The 15,926-nt window shown below is 69.2% G+C and carries 12 protein-coding genes and 1 pseudogene; 3 read left to right on the top strand and 10 right to left on the bottom strand.

The window, feature by feature from the left end:
- Positions 1 to 80: 80 nt before the first annotated feature.
- On the top strand, positions 81 to 965 hold the full coding sequence (locus AABA78_RS19875; protein ID WP_338264702.1) for a LysR substrate-binding domain-containing protein: 885 nt from the start codon (positions 81 to 83) through the stop codon (positions 963 to 965).
- A 9-nt stretch (positions 966 to 974) separates the two neighbouring features.
- On the opposite strand, the gene AABA78_RS19870 is transcribed toward AABA78_RS19875, so the two are convergent.
- On the bottom strand, positions 975 to 1,388 hold the full coding sequence (locus AABA78_RS19870; RefSeq protein ID WP_338264700.1) for an MAPEG family protein: 414 nt from the start codon (positions 1,386 to 1,388) through the stop codon (positions 975 to 977).
- Positions 1,389 to 1,567: 179 nt separating this feature from the next.
- On the opposite strand from AABA78_RS19870, the gene AABA78_RS19865 reads away from it, so the two are divergent.
- Together AABA78_RS19865 and AABA78_RS19860 are read left to right on the top strand one after the other, a co-directional pair.
- Positions 1,568 to 2,110, top strand: coding sequence for a biotin transporter BioY (locus tag AABA78_RS19865; protein ID WP_338264698.1), 543 nt, complete (start codon positions 1,568 to 1,570; stop codon positions 2,108 to 2,110).
- Positions 2,111 to 2,347: 237 nt separating this feature from the next.
- Positions 2,348 to 4,702, top strand: coding sequence for a CBM96 family carbohydrate-binding protein (locus tag AABA78_RS19860; protein ID WP_338264696.1), 2,355 nt, complete (start codon positions 2,348 to 2,350; stop codon positions 4,700 to 4,702).
- A 43-nt stretch (positions 4,703 to 4,745) separates the two neighbouring features.
- Here AABA78_RS19860 and AABA78_RS19855 read toward each other — a convergent pair whose 3' ends face one another.
- From AABA78_RS19855 to AABA78_RS19815, 9 genes and pseudogenes are all read right to left on the bottom strand, one after another.
- Positions 4,746 to 6,812 carry an ArnT family glycosyltransferase gene (locus AABA78_RS19855; protein WP_338264695.1) on the bottom strand — a complete coding sequence of 689 codons (2,067 nt, stop codon included), beginning with the start codon at positions 6,810 to 6,812 and terminating at the stop codon, positions 4,746 to 4,748.
- Between the two features lie 43 nt (positions 6,813 to 6,855).
- Positions 6,856 to 7,809 carry a sulfotransferase family protein gene (locus AABA78_RS19850; RefSeq protein ID WP_338264693.1) on the bottom strand — a complete coding sequence of 318 codons (954 nt, stop codon included), beginning with the start codon at positions 7,807 to 7,809 and terminating at the stop codon, positions 6,856 to 6,858.
- Position 7,810: 1 nt separating this feature from the next.
- A complete protein-coding gene (locus AABA78_RS19845; RefSeq protein ID WP_338264691.1) occupies positions 7,811 to 8,803 on the bottom strand; it encodes a cupin domain-containing protein in 993 nt (330 codons plus the stop codon).
- Between the two features lie 65 nt (positions 8,804 to 8,868).
- On the bottom strand, positions 8,869 to 9,903 hold the full coding sequence (locus AABA78_RS19840) for an MAC/perforin domain-containing protein (RefSeq protein ID WP_338264689.1): 1,035 nt from the start codon (positions 9,901 to 9,903) through the stop codon (positions 8,869 to 8,871).
- 57 nt (positions 9,904 to 9,960) lie between these two features.
- Positions 9,961 to 10,743, bottom strand: coding sequence for a hypothetical protein (locus AABA78_RS19835; RefSeq protein ID WP_338264687.1), 783 nt, complete (start codon positions 10,741 to 10,743; stop codon positions 9,961 to 9,963).
- Positions 10,744 to 11,031: 288 nt separating this feature from the next.
- Positions 11,032 to 12,244, bottom strand: a pseudogene (cml, locus tag AABA78_RS19830) (CmlA/FloR family chloramphenicol efflux MFS transporter).
- 279 nt (positions 12,245 to 12,523) lie between these two features.
- Positions 12,524 to 13,513, bottom strand: coding sequence for a GNAT family N-acetyltransferase (locus AABA78_RS19825; RefSeq protein WP_338264683.1), 990 nt, complete (start codon positions 13,511 to 13,513; stop codon positions 12,524 to 12,526).
- A gap of 72 nt (positions 13,514 to 13,585) precedes the next feature.
- Entirely contained in the window at positions 13,586 to 14,632 is a 1,047-nt protein-coding gene (locus tag AABA78_RS19820) for an acyltransferase family protein (protein ID WP_338264681.1), read from the bottom strand.
- A 157-nt stretch (positions 14,633 to 14,789) separates the two neighbouring features.
- On the bottom strand, positions 14,790 to 15,716 hold the full coding sequence (locus tag AABA78_RS19815; RefSeq protein WP_338264680.1) for a GNAT family N-acetyltransferase: 927 nt from the start codon (positions 15,714 to 15,716) through the stop codon (positions 14,790 to 14,792).
- Between the last annotated feature and the right edge of the window lie 210 nt (positions 15,717 to 15,926).

The raw sequence follows: 15,926 nt of genomic DNA, 5'->3' as shown, positions 1-15,926 counted from the left end.
GAGGAAGATGTACCCGCGGGCCTCGATTCGTACATTCGTCTGTTTTCATCGACCCGATAGATGCCGTCTATGATGTCGCAATGGAGCTCCGACACCTCCGCTACTTCTCCGCCGTCGCCGACACGCTGCACTTCGGGCGCGCCGCGCGGCGGCTGCACGTCTCCCAGCCCACGCTGTCGCACCAGATCCACCAGCTGGAGGAAGAGGTCGGCACGCCGCTCTTCGAGAGGGCGCGGACCGGGGTGCGGCTGACGCAGGCGGGGGAGCTGTTCCGCACCTATGCCTCGCGCGCGCTGGAGGACGTGAACGCGGGCCTGTCCGCGGTGGGCGCGCTGCGGGGGCTCGCCACGGGGGCCCTGCGCGTGGGCTATCCCCCGAGCATGCGCGGCCTCGTGGTGCCGGCGTTGGCGGCGGTGCTCCGCAGGCACCCCGGGCTGGCGTTGAGCGCGCAGGAGGCCGTCGTCCGGAAGCTGGAGCGGCAGCTGGCGGCCGGCAGGCTGGACGTGGGACTGGGCTATGCCCCCGCGCGCCTGGCGGACCTGGATGCGGAGCCCGTCTTCGACAGCCGGCTCACGCTCGTCGTCGCGCGGGGACATGCGCTGGCGGGCGCGGAGTCCGTGGGGATGAAGGCGCTCGCGGAGGAGCCCTTCGCGCTGCTGTCACGCGGCCTGCGGGTGCGCGCCCGGGTGGACGCGCACTTCGCGGCCATGCGGTTCGCGCCCCGCATCGCGCTCGAATCGAACGCGGTGGCCACCGTGCTGGCCATCGTCCGCGCGGGCCTCGCCGTCACGGTGCTTCCCGAGCCACGGCTCGCGGACGCGGAGCGGCTGGTGGTGAAGCGGCTGTCTCCCGCGCCCCGCTCGGAGCTCGCGGCGCTCCTCTGGCGCAAGGGAGCCCCGCGCACGCCCGCGGCGGAGCTGTTCGCGGCGGAGGTCCGGGCACGGGCGAAGGAGGACGCGGGATAGGTGACGGCTTCAGCCCCAGGGCCGCAGCCAGAGCACCCAGCCGGCCAATCCCAGCTGCACGGCCAGCGTCAGCACCGCGCCGGCCGCCTGGATGGGGCTTCCGCGCAGCAGCCCGAAGGCGTGCGCCAGGCGCGCCACCAGCAGCGCTCCACCGAAGACGTGGAGCGCCGTCGAGTTCCCACCGCTCAGCTCCGCCAACAGCAGGAGGATGAGCGCCAGGGGAACCTGCTCGACGTTGTTGCCATGCGCGCGGATGGCGGCCCCGAGTCCGGCATGGCCTCCGTCGCCCCGGAACACATTGTGCTTCGTGCGGACCCGGCTGACGTTGGCGGAGAGCGCCAGCGTGAGGAAGGCGTTGAGCGCGGCGTAGAGCGACGTCACCGGGACCAGGAACAGCGATGTGCCGAGCAAGGGAGTCGTCAAAAGGGAGGCCTCCAACCACGAGAGGCCCGGGACCGTAGCTGTTTCATGACGCCCATGGGTGCCCCTCGCGCTTCGTCGCTGGCGCCAGCAACCTTGCACCGGCGTCCGCGCTCGCCGAGCATCGGCGCGTGTCTCCCCTCCCCTCCGAATCCCCCCATCGCGTCCTGGCTGACGGCTTCGTGCGCACCCGCGCGCAGGAGGGCGCGCTCGTCCTGGGCGCGGCGCTCTGCACCGCGCTGCTCGCCCAGGTCGCCATCCCGGTGCCGGGGTCGAAGGTGCCCATCACGGGACAGACGCTCGCGGTCGTCCTCACGGCGGCCGCGCTCGGGCCCCGACGAGGTCTGGCCGGGCAGTTCGCCTATCTCCTACTGGGGGCAGTGGGACTGCCGTTCTTCGCGAAGGGAGCCAGCGGCTGGGGCGCGCTCGCCGGGCCCACCGGCGGCTTCCTGGTGGCCTTCCTCCCAGCGGCATTCCTCTTGGGTCTCGCGGCGCGCCATGGCTACGACCGGCGGTGGTGGACGGCGGGTCCGCTGTTCCTCGCGGGCCAATTGCTCATCCTGGCCATTGGGGTGTCCTGGCTCCGCGTGAAGGCCGAGCTCGACTTCGCCACGGCCTTCCAGAAGGGCTTCGTTCCCTTCATTCCTGGCGGGCTGCTCAAGGCCGCCATCGCGGGCCTGGTCATGCCGCTGGCCTGGAGGTTCGTCCTGAAGCGGCGCGACTGACTTGTGGAGGCATTGCGGCCACGAGCCCCATGACACCCGCGTCCGCTGGGTGCCTGCGCGCGCGTGCCGGTTCTGGCACGTTCCTCCCCGTCACGAGCGGCGTCACGCGTCCCTCCGTCGCGCAAGCGCCGGAAGTGACTGGGAATCCGGTGCCCTCCGCGCCCTGGCGCAAGGGTTGCTCAAGGGGTGCGCGTCGCGCCGGAAAGGACCGGCGCGCAAGACCCCGAGTGCCATTGCATGCATCGCGCACCCCCGTGGAAGCAGTCGCTCCGTTCCCTTCTCATCGCGCCGCTCGTGGCGGGGCTCGTCCCCGGCTGTGATGGCGGCGAAGCAACGCCACAGCCAGCCCCGTTGGCGAAGGCGCGGGCCACGCCGCTCATGGCGGTCCCCTCGCCCAAGCAGCTCATCCTGGAGCCGGAGGCGGACACCTTCGTCCGGGCCAGTGCCCCGGGAGTGAACTACGGCACCGAGCAGAACCTGTACGTCGACTCCACCAAGGAAGAGACCTACCTGCGCTTCAACCTGAGCGGCATCCCGGCCGGCGCCCACATCGCCTCGGTCATGCTGAAGGCCCTGGCCTACAGCGGCGCCTCCCCCGGAGGTGACGGCAGCGTCTACGCGCAGCTCGTGCCGGACGACACCTGGAGCGAGACAGGCATGACCTGGAACAGCCGGCCCGCGGTGACCGGCGACAGGCTGGGCTCCTGGTGGCTCTGGAACCCCAACACCACGCCCAAACCCTTGCAGGTGGCCGTCAACTTCGACCCGAAGCTCAAGGCGCCCGTGCAGCAGGCGTTGGACTCGGATGGACTCGTCTCCTTCCGGCTGACGTCCCCCGGCTACCAGACGGTGTATCGCTCGCGTGAATACAGCGTCGCCAGCGAGCGGCCCCAGCTCATCATCAACTACTTCGAGCCCGGGGATCCGCAGGTGACCACCGACCTCCAGGTCGTGGCCCTCTACCCGCAGGCGGACGCGCAGGTCCTGGCGAGCAACCCCACCACGAACCAAGGCAAGAGCTCCGTCCTGACCGTGGACCGGACCGCGGCGGAGACCTTCCTGCGCTTCGGCCTGGGCAGCGTCCCGGTCAACGCGCAGGTGGTCGCCGTGTCCCTGGTGGCCACGTCTTATGACGGCTACGCCTATGACAACGCGGACGGCAACGTCTACACGCGCCTGGTCTCCGACAACACCTGGAGCGAGACCGGCATCACCTGGAACACAAAACCCGCTGCCTCCAGTGACGACCTGGGCTCCTGGCTGCTGTGGAACCGCAATGGCCAGTACACGACCCAGGTGGGCATCAACTCCAGCCCGAAGCTGGTCGCGCCCGTGCAGCAGGCGCTGGAGTCGGACGGGATGATCTCCCTGCGGCTGGACTCGCCGGGGTATCGGACGCTGTACCACTCGCGCGAGTACACGAACACGGAGGTCCGCTGGCCCCAGCTCCTCGTCTCCTACTTCGTGCCGCCCCCCTGCCCCACGCCCGAGGAGCTCCCCGCGCCCAAGCAGGTGGTCCTGGAGCCGGAGGCGGACACGTACGTCTGGTCCGAAAACCCGAACACGAGCTACGGCGCCAACCAGAACCTGTGGATCGACGACAAGAAGGGGGAGGCCTACCTGCGCTTCAACCTGGGCAGCCTCCCGGCCGGAGCCCACATCGCCTCGGTCCGCCTGGAGGCGCTCGCCTACGACGGCTACGCCAACGGCGGTGACGGCAGCGTCTACGCGCACCTGGTGCCGGACGACACCTGGAGCGAGACGGCCATGACCTGGAACACCCGCCCCGCGGTGAGCGGGAGCGACCTGGGCTCCTGGTGGCTCTGGTACAACGCCAGCACGCCGAGGCCCCTGCAGCTGGGCGTCAACGCCGACGCGAGGCTCAAGGCGCCCGTGCAGCAGGCGCTGGATTCGGATGGGCTCGTCTCCTTCCGCCTGAAGTCCGCGTACAAGACGGTGTATCGCTCGCGGGAGTACGGCGTCGCCAGCGAGCGGCCCCGGCTGGTCGTCAGCTACTTCGAGCCCGGCGATCCGCGGGTGACCTCGCACCTGGAGGCGGCGTCCTTCTTCCCGGTGGCGGACAGCTCCGTGTGGTGGAGCAACCCGAACGCGAACGCGGGCACGTCCATGGGCCTGACCGTGGACCGGGCCGACGCGGAGACCTTCCTGCGCTTCAACCTCGCGGCCCTCCCGCCTGGCGCCCAGGTGGCCTCCGTCGTCCTCGTGACCACGTCCACGGGCGGCAACGTCACCGCCGGCGCGGACAGCAACGTCTACACGCGGTGGGTGCCCGACAACACGTGGAGCGAGACGGGCATCACCTGGAACACCAAGCCCTCCGTCTTCAGCTGCGAGCTGGGCTCCTGGCAGTTCCCGACCCGGTCCGTGCCGTACACCACGCAGGCGGGCATCAACGCGAGCCCGCTGCTGGTGCCGGTGGTGCAGGAGGTCCTGTCCATGGACGGGCTGCTCTCCTTGCGGCTGGACTCGCCGGGGAGCCGCTCGACGTACGACTCGCGCGAGTACTCGAACACCTGGGCGCGCTGGCCTCGGCTCATCGTCTACTACTCCCTCCCCACGGCCACGCCGTGACGTGAGGACGGCCGGCTGCCACGGTTCATGGGTGGCAGCCGGCTCAGGGCGTCCGTGGCGTGACGGCCACGCGCTGGCCCACGGCGCCGAACTCCAGCTGCGTCACCTTCGCGCGGGGCGGGCCCACCGTGGGCAGGATGAACCACGCCGCGCCCCTCAGGGCCTGCGGATTGCGCAGCGTCGCCCCTGGCTCCAGCACCCGCTCCACGATGCCGTCGGCGCCGTGGAAGGTGATGCGCAGCGTCTGGGGCGGGCCGAGCGCCCGGACGTAGAAGGCGTAACGGTCCCGGTCCGGGCCTGCCTTGCCGGCCGCGAACCCGAGCACCTCCAGGTTCCCCTGTCGTACGGACAGCGGCGTGATGCCGTCGGGCAGCGGCGCGGGCTGGGGCAGCGGCGCCTCCAGGTCATAGGCCCGCAGCGCGGCCTGGGGAGGCACGCCGGGCACGGGGGCGAAGGGCTCCGCGAGGGGCGACACGAGATAGGGGTGGTATCCCCGCTCGCGGGCCAGCGCGACGTCCGGAGCCCGCCGGTACGTCATGCGCCCGCTCCAGAACATGAGGCTCAGGTTCTCGAAGCTGAGCGGCGGGTCTGAGTCCAACGCGGCGAAGACGACGCTGCGCTCCGGCGTGTGCCGGGACAACGCCAGCCCCACCTCGCGCGAATGGCTGACGTACAGCTCGTCGACGTGCTCGTCCTCGTAGCGCGCCCTCTCCACCGGCAGCGTGACGGCCAGGTGCCAGGCGAGCCCCGCCGAGGCCAGGAGCCCCAGCTCCAGGGACATCCACCGGGGCCTGCGCGCCAGCCGGAAGACCACCGCCGTCAGCACCGCCGCGCAGGAGGCCAGCACCAGCCCCTCGGCGAGCCCCGGGAGGGTCCGCGTCTGGTCCCACGATGGGGGCAGCGACTCGCGCAGCCGGGTCAGGACGGGCAGGTGCTCCATGGCCAGCGGCGTGCCGAGCCCCGCCAGCAACATCGCCGCGAGCACCGGATGGCGCCACGCGTCCGAGCCCGCGATGGCGAGCGCGGCGAGGACGGCGGGCACGGCGCCCCAGGCGATGGCCGGGACCTTCACCGTGCCCAGCGACAGGACGAGCCACGTCGCCCCCACCCACAGCGCGAGCCCCACCGTCTCCAGCTCCCGCTTGCGCGCGGCCCGCACCAGCAGCCAGCAGAACGCGAGCAGGGGCAGCACCGTCGGGAGCGGTTGGAAGCTCGTGCGGTTGACCTCGTTGATGACGGCGTCCAGCGGGCGGCGCCAGGGCCCCACGTCCACGGTCGGATCATCGAAGAGGTGCGCGCGCGTGACGCGCGACTCCAGGTCATGCAGCTGGGGCCAGCGCCACGCGGAGTAGAGGCTCCACGGCGCAGCCACCACTCCGGCCGCGGCCACCATGGCCACCACCGTCGCGAGCCTGGGGCCCGGGCAGAAGCGCAGCCGGCTCAAGGCCCACAGCGTCGCGGCCACGCCCAGCGGGGTCAGCGCGAGCCCCGTCTTGCAGAGGAAGCCCAGCCCCACCACCGCGCCCGCCGCCAGTCCCCACCGCCAGGAGTCCTGCCGGGTGGCGTGGAAGAGCAGCGCCACCGCCACGGCGTTGCAGCCCGCCAGCGTGCAGTCCGTCACGTCCCCGAAGAAGCGCCCCTGCACGAGCTGCCAGCCGAAGGGCAGCGCCAGGAAGCCCATCGCCCCCAGCGTGGCCCACGGCCGCCCCGCGGGCCGCCGGGCGATGAGGTAGATGGCGGCCCCCGCGGCCAGGTGGCCCAGGAGCGACGCCAGCCGCAGCGCGAGCGGCGTCACCCCCACGACGTGCATCATCAGCGCCCCGAACCAGAAGGGGCCCGTGGGCTTGTGCATCCAGACGTTCGCGGCCCACCAGTGCCGGATGTCGCTCGGGTAGAGCGGGTCCTTGTAGATGTGCGGCGTGAAGAAGGTGTCGTGCGTGCCGCGCGCGGCGGCCTGATGCATCGCCTCGTCCCAGTTGTAGATGGCGGGATGGGCCAGATGCGGCGCGAGCTGCGCGAGCCCCCACAGGACCAGCGCCACGAGGATCAAGCCGTCGAGCTTCGTCCGTGCGGGGTCAGGGGTAGGGACGGCCTGGAGGGGGGCGCTCATCGGAAGGGGCGGAATTCACCACCCGCGTCCTGGGACCGCAAGCCTACCCGCTGTCCGCCCGGTCTGATTCCGGAGCGGGGCCAGCAGGGGGTGTGAGCCACCGCTTCACCGCCTCCCGGATGGCCTCCGTGGCTTCCGCCCGCTTCGCCTCCCCGTCGGGCACGAAGGGCTGCCGCGCGTGGCCCTTTGCTCGGTAGCGGCCCTTCTCGTCCATCCGCGCCCGCTGCACCGCATCCACCTGCAATCCGAAGTGGGCCAGGAGGTGACTGTGCACCATGCCGGGCAGGCGCGCGTAGTCCACCCACAAGCACCTGGGCCCTTCGTGCTCCCGTGCCTTCCGCGCGTAGCGCGCCAGACACCCCGCGAAGAACGCTTCAGGCGCGTCCGGCTCCTCGCCGGGCCAATCCGGGAAACACGTCTTGAACCACGGCTCCCGGCTCCGGTACCACCGCAACGGCGCGGAGGGGTTGCGGAAGTTGGACGCCATCACCTCCGTCGCGTCCCGCGTCAGGAACACCCAGGGCACCCCTGGCAGGGCGTCGAGGATCCGGTCCAGGAACAGCACGTTCCATGACGAGAACTTGATCACATACCGCCCCCCAGGCCCCGCCCCCCGCCCGAAGGCCTTGATCAACCGGCGGAACGCCTCCGCGTCGAAGGCGCAGGCGCCCTGGGCGCAATGAAGCAGGTAGAGCGACAGCGCCTCCGGTTCGCTCACGCCCCTCACCCCCGGGAGCGTCCCCAGCATCTGGGTCACCAGCGTGCTCCCGCACCTCGACACGTGGAAGATGAGACCCGCCGGCAGTGCGCCCTCCTCCGGCAGGTCCTTCACCGGACACGACACGGCGGAGCGCGCCGCATCCCCTTCCGCCAGGGCCTGGCGCAGGCCGTCTGACAGGAAGGGCGCCTCGTAGACCGAGGCAGGCAGCCGCACCGTCTGGAGCATGGCCTGTCCATCCTGGAGATACAGGCGGGTGGGGACGGGGACGCGTTCCATGTCACCCGACCCCGGAGGCGACGGCCCGGACGTGCGGCCTTTCCATCTGCGCGAAGGACCGCGCCAGCCTGTTGATCCCGGCGGAAGCGCTCCCGTTCGCATGACGGCCCAGGTACTCGTCCACCAGCCCCTCCAGCTTCGCGTCCAACCCCGCCATCACCGCGGCCTTCAGCTGGTCCTTGAACGCAGTCAGTTCCCCCTGCTGCCAGACAGCCAGCGGGACGGTGTTGCGCATGAAGTCCTCCTTTTCGAGCACCTCCACCACCCGCCGGAACAGCGCCTGCCAGGGGCTGGTCAGGAGGCCCACCGTCAGGTGCAGGGAATGCACGTCCGTGGCGGTCACGTCGTGGAAGTGCCCCCGGGGCACGTACAACAGGTCGCCCTTGCGCAGCACCTCGTCGAAAACACAGTTCAACGTGGGGCGGTGCTGCTCCGGGTTCTGCATCGGTTCGCCGTCATAGGGCAGGTGAATGGGCTTGTCATACAGCCGCCAGCGCTTCTCGCCTTCCAGTTGCAGGATGAAGGCATCGTGCGTGTCGTAATGGAGCGTGAAGCCCTGACTGCCCGCGGGCGTCATGTACAGGTTCGCCTGCACCCGCACCCGCCACTCCCGCTCCAGCGTGTCGCAGAACCGCCGGAGGGGGTCCAGGGCCGTCTGCGCCTGATAGACAATCACCGAGTGGCCCTGTTCCAGGAACAGGCGCGACACGCGCTCCCGGTTGATCAGGTGATTGAAGTTGACCCGCGCCTCTTTGTAGGACACGGACGAGGAGAACTCGCTGTACGCCGTCTCACGCCCCTCCTTCACCATCCGCACGTTGGGATAGGCGTTGTTCTCCTTTTGCAGGAACGACAGCATCTCCTCGATGCCGAAGAGCCCTGAGTAATATCCAGCGTCTCCCCGGCGGATCAGCAGACGCTCCCGCTCGAAGTACGTTCGCAGGAACGCTTCCGGGGAGACAGGCTTCAGCAGGTGCTCGGTGTCATATTTCATGGCGTTCCCTCCCCCGGAAGCAAGCACAAGGGCAGCGCACGGGTGTGCGCTGCCCAGGGGCTCCGTCAGTCGTTCAGCGAGCCCTGCTCGTCGTTGGAGATGGCCTGCGTGTACGGCGTGACGCCGTAGCGGGCGCTGATGGTGTTCGCCACCTTGTAGCGCAGGGCCTTGTCGGGGATGAGGTTGATGACGGGCTCCAGCACGAGGGTGTCGATGATGTGCCAGCTCACGTAGTTGCCATTCAAGGACGCGGCCCAGGCCGGGTACTTGCCCATCAGCGAGCCGTCGCCGCCGATGACGTTGATGGTGACGTTCTTGTCCGCTTGCGTGGAGCCGTCGTTCGAGGACGAGCCATGACCGTCACCGCCGCTGCCGCCGCCGGAGATGGGCACGTCCTCCAGCTCCAGGTTGGCCTGGAAGCCCGCGGAGACGCTGTCCGAGAAGCTGTGCCCCTGGCTCATGCTGGTGACCTTCCGGGTGTCCGTGCCGTACAGGAGGCCTCCCAGGTCCAGCTGCTTCACGTAGTAGTGGCCCCACGTGTTCAACACGTTCGTCACGTTGTCGTAGCTGCGAGGGTCATTGACGCCGGGCTCCACGGCCTGCGCCAGTGCCTGGATGAAGTCAGCCGTCAGCGTCATCGCGCCGTCGCTGAAGCCGATCTGCAGCTTGGGGACACGGTACATGCTGGTGACGTAGTAGTCCGTCTCCGAGAACGACTGGTCGTTCGAGTACTGGTGTTCGTGCTGGAAGTTCACGCTGAAGATGCCGGGGATGCCGATGTCCGCCTTCTCCACGTCGTATCCCTGCGAGTGGTAGGTGTGCACCGTCTGGAAGAAGGTCTCCACCGTGTGCAGCTGGGCGGTGATGTTCGGGACGAGCCACTGGAACGTCGCGTGGTTGTCCGGGTGGAGCGGGTCCGGGAGGATGAGATCCCCGGTGAGCTGCAGGCCCTGGTGGATGCTGAAGACGTTGGTGGGATTCTGCTGCTGCGTGATGACCATGGCGTGGAAGAGGCCACGGTCCTCGAACAGGTGGAGCCAGTCCTGGGCGGTGAAGTCATGCGGATCGCTGGGCAGGTCCGCGTTCTTGAGCTTGGGCATTGTCTTTGATTCCTTGCAGGAGTGTCGCTTCTTCGTGAGGACATCAACCCGGCATCGCTAGTCGTTCAGGCCGTCGCCGCCATTCGACTGGAAGAGCTCATAGGTCTGCGTGGTGTAATATTTCTGATTGACCACGAACACGTCGAACACCATGGAGACAGACTGGCTGTCCATCGTGTAGCCCTGGCAACCGCCATACGTTTCGCCAGAGGTGCCCGAGCCGGTGACCGTGCCACCGTGGACGTTGATGCCGCCGCCGTCTCCCGCCGCCATGACGCCTGGCAGCTGCGGCGGGTTCGAGGGGGGATCCAGGTTCGGCCTGTCCACGGAGTACGTGTTGCCGTTGCTGTCGGTCCAGGAGCGCACCGGAGTGCAGGTGATCCGGATCTGGTAGGAGTTGGCCGCTATCTCCTGCCCCAGCGAGTGCGTCCCGAAGTTGTTGTCATAGACATAAATCATGTCGCCGTTGTAGTTGTTGCTGGCGAAGAACGCGTACTGACCCGCGACAGCCCACTGGTTGGTGGACGGGACGGACGCCCGGGGCAGGATCAGGGAGTTGTTGTCCACGATGGCGATGGAGCTCGGGAGGATCTCGATGCCAAAGCCGAACCCCACCTGGCAGCCGAAGCCAATCTGGAAGGCCAGATAGGTGTCCGGGGGGACGATGACGCCCTTTCCATTGTCAACCAGGGAGCCGTTCTTCAGGTTGGTGACGTTCTCCACCATCAGGGGGGTGGAGAGGTCCGGCAGGCCGGAGATGCCCGAGTAGGCGGCGATCTGGCGCTCATTCGCGGCCTTGGCGACGGCGTCGGCCATGTTGTAGGCGACCTTGACGGTCATGATGCCTTGCTGAAAGAGCTGATTCTGCGCATTGCAACTCACGAGTGACATGCGTGCATCCTCACGGCATCCAATGGCTGTTGTGGGCAGGCGAGAGACTTCGTGGCGAAGCGCGCGGCACCCATGCCTTGCTCATGCCAGTCAGGTCTCTCTTCATGCACGACAGGCCTATCGCAAGGGCAATGCCAGCCACCCGAGGCCGCGAAGGCGCTGGAATCACTGCAAATTCCAGCAAGACCAGGATGTCGAGAATGGACCGCTGACGTGTCAAGGCCTGTCCTTGACGCGTCAGCGGCCCCGCGCTCCGGTCACCCGGCTGGCGCTAGAGGCGTCGCAGGCAGCCCAACGTCACCCCGGCCATGAGCGACGCGTAGCCCACCAGCGGCCACGCAGTGTCGCCGTCGAGCAGGACGACCATCAGCGTCCCCAGGACGCCCACGAGGAGGCTCTGGATGCAGAAGTAGAGCGCGACCGCCGTTCCCGCCACGGCGCCAAAGGCCTGGAGCGCGCCATTGGCGGTGACGGACACGGCGAACACGATCCCCGCCGCGATGACCCACATGGGCACGACGAACGTCCAGAAGGACGGCGCCGCGAGGAGCTGCCCCGCCGTCAGCAACCCCGCGCCCAGGAGCAACAGGCCCATGCCTCGGGCAAGGCTTCCCGCGAGCTCCCAGCGGGCCACGAAGCGCTTCGCGAAACGCGTCGTCACCATCATGGCGAGCGCGGCGGTGGCGAAGGCCAGGCTGAAGCCGAACGCGGAGAAGCCGGCCCGCCCCATGAGCACCCGGGGCGCCGTGGAGAAGAACACGAAGAAGGAGCCCATCGCCGCGCTGAAGCCCAGGGTGTACGTCCAGAACGCGGCGCTGCGAAGGATGGGCTGGAGCGCCATCCCCCGACGGGGCTCGCCGGAGGGTCGTGTTTCAGGCCAGCGCGGCAGAGCCTGGAGCATCGCCGCCGTGGCCAGGATGCCGAGCGTGAGGAAGAGGACCCGCCATCCGAGCTGTTTCGCGAGCAGGGCCCCGGCGATGGGGCCGAGCGCCGGAACGAAGGCCAGCATCGCGCTGAACAGGCTGTAGATGACCGCGCCTTCCGGCCGCTCCGCGTAGACATCCCGGACGGTCGCGAACGTGGCGACGAGGGTCGCGGACGCGCCAATGCCTTGCAGCAACCGGAGCCCGACGAACGTCGCGGCCTCCGAGGTGCCCGCGAGCAGGAAGGAACTTGCGGCGAACAGCAGCGCGCCGCCCAGCAGCACCCGGCGCCGTCCGAGGCGGTCCGAGAGCGGGCCGAACACCAGCTGCCCGAGCCCGAGCACGGCCATGTAGAGGCTCAGCGTGAGCTGGACGATGGCCGGAGTGGTGCCGAGGATCCCCGGCATGGCCGGGACCACGGGCAGGTAGATGTCCATGGCCAGCGAGGCCAGGAGGTCGAAGGGGGCCATCAGCAACAGCGCTGCTGGCACGGAGTGATTCCACGACAGGGTCTTCGGGTCAGACATGAAGGCATCCGCGCAAATGAGGAACATCTGGCGGCGATCTGCCTCTCCACGGGGACCGGGATGAGCTGGGGCAGAGGGCCGCGGCAACGGTGGACGTGTCGCCGCGGCTCACTCATCTGCGGAACTGGGGTCTCCCATCCGGTGGGCTCCTGGGTGCGTCAGGTCCGGGCGGGACGAAGACACCGGGCCGTTCCTGACAGGAGCTTTCACGTCGTGGCGCGGCGCAGGGAAGCCCTGCGCCTGGCCCGCCAAACGCGCGACGCGTGACAGCCTCGGGGTTCAGCTCCGCTGCGCGCGATAGGCCGGGAAATAGCCCGTGCCGCTGCCGCCCCCCGAGAGGCGCGCGTACACCGCGGGTTCGCAGATCAGCTCATGGGTGCAGAGGTGCGAGCTGGCGTTCGAGAAGCTCCGCTTGAACTGCTCCAGGCCGTCACCGGGCCGCACGCCGCCCCCCAGATGGAACGGCAGCCCGAGCTGCGTGGCGAGCTCCACCAGCGCCCCGAAGACGGTGTTCTTGGCCGGCGAGCGCGCCAGGTCCGCGTCCGCCGTCCCGCCCAGGTAGTAGTGCAGCACGCCATCGCTGCGGACCCCCACCCCGGAGGAGGCGATGTGGCCGTCCGGCGCGCGCGTCGTCGCGAGCCAGGCTTCCGGCGAGGAGAACATCTCCTCGAAGTACGCATCGGAGAAGAAGTACCGGGCCTGCGCCCTGTCGCGGACCATGGTCTGCCGGTAGACGTCCTTGAAGCCCTCCCGCTCCTCGTGCGTGGCCTCGCGCACCGGGCAGCAGGTGCTCACGAAGCCCAGCCGGGTGTTGCGCCGCATCTGCCGGCGGGCCTCCGGCTGGAACTCGATGGGCAGGCGCGGGTCGATGAAGAACACCTCGTTGCGCTCCGTCCCGCCCACGAAGCAGCGGGGACCCGCGACGCGGTCGCGCACGAAGAGGCTGACCAGCCCCGTCCCCTCCCAATCCACGGCGTCCTTGGGCACCTCGCTCAACCCATCCAGCCGTCCGCCGGGATAACCGTAGGGGGAGATGGCATCGCGGTACGGCGTTCCCTCGATGGGCCGCACGATGAGCGGCACCCGCAGCGCGCGCCCCTCGCCGTCCTCGATGAGCAGCGTGTGCGTCACGCCTTCGGCCCGCAGGTGGTGCGCGGAGCGGAAGTAGTCCTCCGACACGGAGGACCGCCCCTCGTCAGGCACCAGGGCGGCGCGGCAGGGCTTCAGGCCGGGAGACGTGAGCCGCGAGGCTTCGGTGTGGTTCATCATTCGAGCGCATCCTTTCAATGAGCGACGCAACGCCCGCCATCCCCTGCGCCCACGTCGAGCGCACGGAGGCCCTCATGCGATGTGGGAGGGGACCGCTGTCCGAGCCTGGGCCTTCCGCCGCCACTGCCGGAAGGCTCGCAGCGCGGGCTGCTCGACGCGGTAGGTGATGAAGACGGCCAGCAGGAACCCGACCGCGAATGCGATCGCGATGGCCGCCTCGGGACGCCAGCCCGCGGCCTCGAGCCGCCGGATGATGACGTAACCGATGTTCTGGTGGACCAGGTAGAACGGGTAGGAGATGAACCCCATGAAGAGCAGCGGGCGCCAGGTGAGCCAGCGCAGCGCGCCCCGGGACAGCGCCCAGGTGATGCTCAGCACCACCCCGAACACGGGCACGGGCGCCTCGCTCCCGACAAGCACCTCGTGCGCCAGGCTGACGCCCACGAGCGCCAGCGCGGAAGGGAGGGCGACCTCACCGCGGCTTTGCTTGAAGGCCAGCACGCCCAGCGCGAAGTATTGCAGGTGCGGCCGGCTCGCGAGCCGCGAGAGGAAGGTCATGCCCAGCGACTGGGCGGCCAGCTCGGCCAGGGTCTGCACCACGACGAGCACGATGAAGATGGGGATGATTTTCGGGAGCGTCCGCGTGTACGCGAGCACGAACATCAACAGGTAGAAGGACAGCTCGATGGTCAGCGTCCAGTACACGGTGTCCACGTGCGGGACGCGAAGCAGCTCGTGAAACATGGTCAGGTTGATCAGGGCCGTCTGGAAGCTGAACTCACGCTCCGGCAGCCCGAACAGCGTCACCACCGTGAAGGTGAGCGCGACGGCCGTCCAGTAGGACGGGTAGAGCCGGGCCGCGCGGCTCCACACGAAGTCCCGGACCCGTTCGACGCGCTCCAGCGACATCAGGATGACGAAGCCGCTGATGGCGAAGAAGAGCTGGACGCCGTACTTCCCGAAGCGCAGGTCCCAGAGGGGAACGGAGTGCCCGTAGAGGTCGCTGTATTCCGTCGTGAAGTGATACAGCGCGACCGCCAGCGCCGCGAGTCCCCGGAGCGCATCCAGCTCCACCAGGCGTGGTGGGCTGGCATCCGGAGTGGCAGCAATGCTTCTCATCCGAGTTCACCCTTCCTGGCCTTCTCCGGTCAGCATTCGGAGCGAGCCGAACGGTAGGGTTCACCGGGTGTCCTCACCATGCCCCCCGGGGTCCCGGGCGGGTGTCAGGTCCCCCGCATCCAGCGGCCCTCGCGTCGGAGGGACCGCGGGGCGAGGCTCAATGGCGTGGCGCGCGGTAGGCTGGGAAGAAGTCGCCGCTGACGTGGCCTTCCGCCAGCTGGGCGTACACCGCCGGTTCGCAGATCAGCTCATGCGTATGGAGGCGGGAGCTCGCGTTGGCGAGGCTCCGCTTGAACTGCTCCAGGCTGTCACCCGGGCGGACGCCTCCGCCCAGATGGAGCGGAACGCCCAGCTGCGTGCACAGCTCGGCCAGCGTCCCGAAGACATTCTTCGCCGGCGACCGGGGCAGGTGCGCATCCATCGTTCCGCCCAGGTAGTAGTGCAGCATGCCGTCGCTGCTGACGCACAGCGCGGAGGAGGCCACGCCGCCCTCCGGCGCACGGGTCGTCACCAGCCAGGCGCTGGGGGATGAGAACAGCTCCTCGAAGTAGGCGTCTGAGAAGAAGTACCGGGGGCTGGCCCCTTCGCGGACCATGGTCTGACGGTAGGCCGTCAGGAAGCCCTCCCGCTCCTCGCGCGACACCTCGCGCACCGGCCGCGCGGTGCTCACGAAGCCCAGCCGGAGGTTGCGCCGGATGTGCCGGTAATGCATCTCCCGGAACTCCACCGGCAGGCGCGGGTCGATGAAGAACACCTCGTTGCGCTCCGTCCCGCCCGCGAAGCAACGGGGGCCGGAGACCCGGTCGCGCACGAAGATGCTGACGAGCCCCGTCTCCTCCCAGTCCACCGCCTCCTTCGCCACCTCCCGCAGCCCGTCCAGCACGCCTCCGGGAAACCCATACGGTGAGATGGCGTCGCGGTAGGGCGTTCCCTCGATGGGCCGGACGATGAGCGGCACCCGCTGCGCGTGACCCTCGCCGTCCTCGATGACCAGCGTGTGCGTCACACGTTCGGCCCGCAGGTGGTGCGCGGAACGGAAGTAATCCTCCGATAGCGCCATCGCCCCCTCGTCAGGCACGAGCACGGCCCTTGTTCGCATCATCCGCATGTCTGCGCCCCCGGTGCTGCCTGCGTCCGCGACCGGTCCGAGCCGCCATCCCCCGGTGGCTCGGACTGAATCCAGACGAAAACGGCGATTGCCTGCCTGTTTCGCTAAGATGTATTTCCGTTTGTTACCGGCGTTCCCGTTGCAGGGTAGCCTTCAAGCCCTTCCGCTGGAGCCGCCCCCCGGGAC

The sequence above is a fragment of the Corallococcus caeni genome (genome assembly GCF_036245865.1).
Classification (GTDB): domain Bacteria; phylum Myxococcota; class Myxococcia; order Myxococcales; family Myxococcaceae; genus Corallococcus; species Corallococcus caeni.
The sequence above is the reverse complement of the archived record's forward strand: the minus strand, read 5'-3'. Positions and strand labels throughout refer to the sequence as shown.